At 42.8% G+C, this 4,867-nt stretch carries 4 protein-coding genes, 1 tRNA gene and 1 pseudogene; 1 reads left to right on the top strand and 5 read right to left on the bottom strand.

Translation table 11 applies throughout. The features are described 5' to 3' along the window. Positions 1 to 261 precede the first annotated feature (261 nt). The 5 genes from ACH10T_RS06480 to ACH10T_RS06460 all read right to left on the bottom strand — a co-directional run bounded on the left by ACH10T_RS06480 (position 262) and on the right by ACH10T_RS06460 (position 4,389). Positions 262 to 354 (bottom strand) — tRNA-Ser (locus ACH10T_RS06480). A 47-nt stretch (positions 355 to 401) separates the two neighbouring features. Further along, positions 402 to 1,631 (bottom strand): aspartate kinase, encoded by a 1,230-nt coding sequence (locus ACH10T_RS06475; protein WP_394808497.1) that lies wholly within the window; start codon positions 1,629 to 1,631, stop codon positions 402 to 404. A 260-nt stretch (positions 1,632 to 1,891) separates the two neighbouring features. Beyond that, the gene (locus tag ACH10T_RS06470; protein ID WP_394808496.1) at positions 1,892 to 2,677 is read right to left on the bottom strand and encodes an aldolase; all 786 of its coding nucleotides are present in this window, start codon (positions 2,675 to 2,677) and stop codon (positions 1,892 to 1,894) included. A gap of 58 nt (positions 2,678 to 2,735) precedes the next feature. Beyond that, on the bottom strand, positions 2,736 to 3,143 hold the full coding sequence (locus ACH10T_RS06465; protein WP_394808495.1) for an RNA-binding S4 domain-containing protein: 408 nt from the start codon (positions 3,141 to 3,143) through the stop codon (positions 2,736 to 2,738). Between the two features lie 7 nt (positions 3,144 to 3,150). Next, positions 3,151 to 4,389, bottom strand: a complete 1,239-nt coding sequence (locus tag ACH10T_RS06460; protein ID WP_394808494.1) for an alpha/beta fold hydrolase — start codon at positions 4,387 to 4,389, stop codon at positions 3,151 to 3,153. A gap of 267 nt (positions 4,390 to 4,656) precedes the next feature. On the opposite strand from ACH10T_RS06460, the pseudogene ACH10T_RS06455 reads away from it, so the two are divergent. Continuing rightward, positions 4,657 to 4,867, top strand: a pseudogene (locus tag ACH10T_RS06455) (IS5/IS1182 family transposase); the annotation flags it as partial.

The following is a 4,867-nucleotide window of genomic DNA, read 5'->3' as shown; positions in this document are numbered from 1 at the left end:
GAAATCAATTACAGAAAAATATGTCATTTAGTAATGATCGTTCAACGAGTTATCATGCGACAATTCTCGAATCTCCGGACACTACTGTGTACAAATATGTGAGTAACATTTTTATGAGTATAATAGTTACTCACGATCTTACTCACAAATTTATCTTGTTACTCACATTTCACATGATTGGATACGGTTAACAAAAAAACCGCTAAACTTATAATTTATGCTGGTCTTGTTGGTGTTTCTGAGAATTGCTAGGAACATCTGTGGCGGAGAGAGAGGGATTCGAACCCTCGATAAGCTTTTTGTGCCTATACTCCCTTAGCAGGGGAGCGCCTTCGACCACTCGGCCATCTCTCCGTTATTTATTGCGATAAGCTAATTCTCGATGAATGCAATTAATCTTATTAAAGCGCCTGTTCAAGATCAAATGCTTTGTGCAGCACTCTGACAGCGAGTTCCATATACTTTTCATCGACAACAACGGATACTTTTATCTCGGAAGTAGCAATCATTTGAATGTTAATTCCTTCTTCTGCCAGTACGCGGAACATTTTGCTGGCAATACCGGCGTGAGAACGCATGCCAACACCAACTACCGAGACTTTCGCAATTCTATCACCTCCCAGTACATCGCGCGCACCAATATGAGGCTGGATCTTTTCTTTCAGGATATTCATCGTATTTTTAAATTCATTGCGATGAACGGTAAATGAGAAATCTGTCAAACCATCGTGGCCTACATTTTGGATAATCATATCCACATCAATATTAGCATCAGCCACGGGCCCAAGAATTTGATAAGCAATACCAGGATGGTCGGGAACACCTAATACAGTAATTTTGGCTTCATCACGATTAAATGCGATTCCTGAAATGAGCGCTTGTTCCATATTTTCATCTTCCTCAAAAGTAATCAGAGTACCTTGACCCGCATCCTCAAAACTGGATAAAACTCTCAACTTTACTTTATATTTTCCGGCGAATTCAACAGATCTTAACTGTAAAACTTTGGAGCCAAGACTCGCCATTTCAAGCATTTCTTCAAAGGTTATTGTATTCAGTCTTCTAGCTTCAGCAACTACGCGAGGATCTGTCGTATAGATTCCATCCACATCCGTATAAATCTGGCACTCATCAGCTTTTAACGCTGCTGCCAGAGCTACTCCGGTAGTATCTGATCCGCCTCGACCCAATGTAGTGATACTGCCTTTCTCATCAATTCCTTGAAATCCAGCGACTACCACTACATAGCCGGTCTCAAGGTCGCTTCGAATTCTTGCTTCATCAATGCTTAATATCCGGGCTTTAGTATGTGTGCTATCGGTCAGTATCCGTACTTGCGGACCGGTATAGCTTTTGGCTTTGACGTTAAGTTCCATCAGTGCCATAGCTAATAATGCTATGGATACTTGCTCACCGGTGGAAATCATCACATCCAATTCACGCGGATCAGGATTTTCCTGAACCTCGTGCGCAAGGGCAATCAGGCGATTGGTTTCACCGCTCATTGCGGAAACAACAACTACAATTTGATGTCCTTGCGAATGGAATTTCGCTACTCTGCGCGCAACATTCTTTATCCGCTCAGTGCTTCCAACCGATGTACCGCCGTATTTTTGAACGTAAAATGCCACAGATCAACTATCCACTAAATTGTAGAATGGAAAAATTTTTCAATTCTACATACTTCCCGCAAAGAAAACCAGACCAAATATCTGTCACTTTTGAAATGAGTCAGGTACCGGAATGAACGCCCCACAGAGAATTATCATTGCTTGTCGTATGGATCCGAAGAATTCGGGTAAAAAACTTTGTGCGAATGTGAATGGCTTGGGATATTTAAAAAAAATATGGGATTCTAAGCGATTTTCCACTGATTTTATGGATCTTTCCATCATTCCAAGCAATCCGTATTCATTCTCAGACTGCGGCGCGTATAGTAAGCAAAACCTACGGCACTTCGTTGTCCACGCAGAATCCAATCATGCGCTTCCCGCCCTAAGTCAGGATCGATGGGTTGAATCTTGCCCGCTGCAGCTGCCAGCAAATGCATGCGTGCAGCTCTTTCGAAGGCAATGGCTAAAATACAGGCTTCTTCGATGCTCGAAGCGGCAATCAGCAAGCCATGATGCGCTAACAGCAATGCGCGCTTGCTGCCAATGGCTTTGGAAATCATCTCGCCCTCTTCATTACCTACCGGTATGCCCGGCCATTTGGGCAAGAAAGCCACGTCGTCATATAACACGCAGTTATCCATGTGTGATATTTCCAAAGGCACCTCCAGTATACTGAGTGCGGCGGTATGCACGGCGTGCGTATGAATAATGCATTGCACATCAGGTCTGGTGCGATACAACCATGAATGAAAACGATTGGCCGGATTTGCCATGCCATCACCTTGCAAAACTTCTAGATCTTCATTAACGAGCAAGAGATTGCTCGCGCAAATTTCATCAAAACCCATGCCTAGTCTCTGAGTCAAATACGTTTCTGGTTTCTCGCCTCGCGTGGTGATTTGCCCTGCCAATCCCGAATCGTGCCCGTTCTCAAACAAAATACGGCAAGTCAGCGCCAATTTCTGTGTTTGCGTGTAATTTGTTCCTTGAAGATGCGTATCCATCTGAACCAAGGATTGCTTGATCAATTGTTCTTTATCCAGATTAAAAGTTTTGTTATTCATATTCGCTCACTGGTTACTCTTAATAATCAAAATTAAATTGGTGTTTTTTCTTATAAATTCAAGAATCGTCTTGAATGGAAATAAACCGTTCAATTTCACGCCGATCGCGCTTGGTTGGACGGCTGCTTTTGGTAAAAAATGGCTGCGGTTGCGCTTTTAATCTGGCTGCCAGCAATTCCCGTTGCTTCTGGCTTTCTTCGGTTTCTCCATAGAGCTGCTGTGCCTGTGTTGCAGAGCCTCGTTTATTGGATAACTCTAGTATTTCAATAGTATATTGATAGTTATTAATGCGAATTATCAGTATATCCCCTACCATAACTATTTTAGCAGGTTTTACGCGATGGCCGTTTAAAGTGACCCGTCCACGATTAATTGCTTCAGCTGCCAATGAGCGTGTTTTAAAAAAACGCGCCGAAAACAGCCATTTATCAATACGATATTTCTCTACTTTGTCATCTTGTTGCATTGTAAATTTAATCTACTATATCAGTGTTAATTTGAATCTTATTTTGTAAAGCCGTATGAACAGGGCATTGATTGGCGATTTCCAGCAACCGGGCGCGTTGTGCTTTATCCAGATTGCCTGTCAATTGAATGCGTCGGGTAATTACGTCCATGAGTTGCGACTGTTTTTCACATCCGGCGCAATCTTCCGCATGAATCCGGTTGTGATGCAGTTCGACTTGAATGGCTTGCAAATCAATTTGTTTGTGATTCGCATACATCCGCAATGTCATTGAAGTACAACTACCCAGTGCCGCGAGTAATAATTCGTAAGGATTGAATCCAAGATCTGCGCCACCCAGTGCAATCGGTTCGTCGCTAATGAGGCGATGATGTTGTGTCAGAATCTCCCGCGTAAATTTTTTATCACATTCTCGCACAATCACGCTGCCCTGCTCGACCGACGGATTTTCCGATTTTTCTTCTCCACCAGGAACCTGATCCTGATCCGTTTTCAAATAACGGCTCGCCCAGGCAGATAAAACCTCTGCCACATATCGTGAATCTTCAGGATTGGATAACAGATGATCCGCGCGATCCAGCGACACAAAGCTTTTGGGATGTTTGGCTGCGGTATATATCCTTGCCGCTTCGTCGATAGAAACCACGGCATCCACTGGAGAGTGAAATATCAATAGCGCCTTTTTTAGCGCTTGAACATGCGCAACAGAATTATATTTCTCTAAATCATCAATAAATTGGCGCTTAATATTAAAGCTTCTTCCACCTAATTTAACTTGCACGGATTGTTTATCCTGCAATTCACGATATGAATCTGCGAACAAATGCTTGATATGCGCCGCTGTTGCCGGTGCGCCAATGGTGACCACTGCTTGCACTGTTGGTAGATCTTGAGCCACCGCCAGTACAGCGGAGCCACCCAGACTATGTCCGATTAACAGGGATGGCGCAGCATATTGCTGTTCAAGATAATGAGCGGCGGCTAACAAATCCTGCAAATTAGAAGAGAAATTAGTATTTGAGAAATTGCCTTTACTATTCCCCAGTCCGGCAAAATCAAACCGCAGCACCGCAATTCCATGATCAGCTAGGGAAAATGCAATTCGTGCAGCAGTCGGGTTGTCTTTGGAGCAAGTAAAACAATGAGCGAATAGTGCATAGAACTTGATAGCCCCTGATGGCATTTCCAGCAAGCCCGACAAAGATTCACCTTGCAGATTCTTAAATATTGCTTTAATTCTCGGCATGGATTATTTATCTATTAGCAACAAATCATTTAAACTTTTTGAATCCGAATACTGCTGGCAAATAGTACCAAAAATAGATTAAGAAGACTTCCTGTTTCGTTGAGAAAAAATTACTTAATTTTGTTGTGACTGATTTTGAAAGAAAACATTATCCAGTACATACCCTCAGGTATTACAAACTAAGGAAACACTGATTTATTCAAACATATCGGTATGAGTTTCTGAAGTTTGATAAAACTCATCATGTTGATAATATTGGATAAACGAATGCAATCAAGCTTTTCTGACCTGGAATATGCGGCAAAGAAGAAACAAAAACACGACAGGATCGGCTTTTTGTCCGAAATCGAAGCGGTAACGCCTTGGCCCTCTCTGCTGGATGTCATTGCCCCGCACTATCCGGTTAGTGGCAAACGAGGTCACCCACCGATTGGTCTTGAGCGAATACTGCGCATGTACATTGTGCAGCAATGCTTTG

The organism is Nitrosomonas sp. (genome assembly GCF_043753625.1).
Lineage (GTDB): Bacteria > Pseudomonadota > Gammaproteobacteria > Burkholderiales > Nitrosomonadaceae > Nitrosomonas.
Note: the sequence above shows the minus strand (reverse complement) of the source record. Positions and strands in the feature narration are given on the sequence as shown.

Coding starts and splice junctions, on each gene's coding strand:
- ACH10T_RS06470 (WP_394808496.1), bottom strand. CDS start 2,677: ATGAATAACAAAACTTTTAATCTGGATAAAGAACAATTGATCAAGCAA.
- ACH10T_RS06460 (WP_394808494.1), bottom strand. CDS start 4,389: ATGCCGAGAATTAAAGCAATATTTAAGAATCTGCAAGGTGAATCTTTG.
- ACH10T_RS06465 (WP_394808495.1), bottom strand. CDS start 3,143: ATGCAACAAGATGACAAAGTAGAGAAATATCGTATTGATAAATGGCTG.